This window comes from Coprococcus sp. ART55/1, assembly GCF_000210595.1.
GTDB classification, from domain to species: domain Bacteria; phylum Bacillota; class Clostridia; order Lachnospirales; family Lachnospiraceae; genus Coprococcus; species Coprococcus aceti.
Genome location: NC_021018.1, coordinates 2,042,950 through 2,044,164 on the forward strand (window position 1 = coordinate 2,042,950; position 1,215 = coordinate 2,044,164).

Consider the following 1,215-nt stretch of genomic DNA (forward strand, 5'->3'; position numbering starts at 1 on the left):
GAAACAGTTCTCAGAGAGCTCTTTCAGGACGATTCAATTCAGGTTATATTCACACTCGAGAGTCAGATGAGAAAGGATGAAAAGTCCCCCTACATATTCAGAGGACTACAACGATGCCATTGCCAAGAGCAATCTCAGACCTGACTACACATTTGAGAACTTTATTGTTGGTGAGAGTAACAAGCACGCTCACGCAACATGTCTGGCAGTTGCCGATTCACCTGGACAGGACAAGTTCAATCCACTTTTCCTGTATGGAGGATCAGGACTGGGCAAGACTCATCTTATGCAGTCCATAGCCCACTATATACTCCAGCACAATAGTAATATGAAGGTTCTCTATGTGCCATCGAACAAATTCACGAATGAGATCATAGAAGCAATCTCCAAGAATAAAACTGAAGAATTCAGAAACAAATACAGAACAGTGGATGTTCTTCTGATCGATGATATCCAGTACCTGATCGGTAAGGCAAGTACGCAGCAGGAATTTTTGACACCTTCAACGCTCTTCATGACGAAGGTAAGCAGATAATCCTGTCGTCGGATAAGCCACCAAAGGAGATTAAGACTCTGGATGAGAGATTCAGATCAAGATTTGAGTGGGGTGTTCCTATCGACATCCACGCTCCTGATTACGAGACACGTATGGCTATCCTCAAGAACAAGGCTGAGATAAAGGGACTTACCGATATCATCAGCGAGGAGATATTTGAGTATATCGCCAACAATATAACCTACAACGTACGTGAGCTTGAGGGTGCGCTCAACAAGCTCAGCGTATATTCAGAGCTCGGAGATATCAAGATCACTGAGGAACTTGCCAAGAACGTCCTCAAGGATTTCATATCCAAGGATTCCAAGGTTACCATAACACCTGAGCTCATTATCAACACTGTTTCAGAGCACACTAATATATCAGTCAGTGACATCGTATCCACGAAGAGAAGCCAGGATATAGCCACTGCCCGTCAGATATCCATGTACCTGTGCAGAAAGTACACGGACAAGGGGCTGAAGAGTATAGGAGATGCATTTGGAGGAAAGGATCACTCCACCGTGCACAGCAATATACAGAAGGTTGAAGATAAGATTGAGAAGGATCCGGAATTTGCTGAGATGGTTGACGTCATAATCAAGAAGCTTAATCCACAAAAATAGCAAGTTATCCACATTTTTATATTATAAACTCACTTATTTGTTTATAACCTTACA

1 protein-coding gene and 1 pseudogene are annotated in these 1,215 nt (G+C 42.7%); both read left to right on the plus strand.

The genetic code is table 11. The features are described 5' to 3' along the window. Positions 1 to 76: 76 nt before the first annotated feature. Positions 77 to 558, plus strand: a pseudogene (locus CCU_RS14130) (DnaA ATPase domain-containing protein); the annotation flags it as partial. Positions 559 to 648: 90 nt separating this feature from the next. Further along, a complete protein-coding gene (locus CCU_RS14970; RefSeq protein WP_015534429.1) occupies positions 649 to 1,161 on the plus strand; it encodes a helix-turn-helix domain-containing protein in 513 nt (170 codons plus the stop codon). Positions 1,162 to 1,215 lie beyond the last annotated feature (54 nt).

Excerpts from the sequence above, each read along its gene's own strand:
- CCU_RS14970 (WP_015534429.1), top strand. The coding sequence starts at position 649 with ATGGCTATCCTCAAGAACAAGGCTGAGATAAAGGGACTTACCGATATC.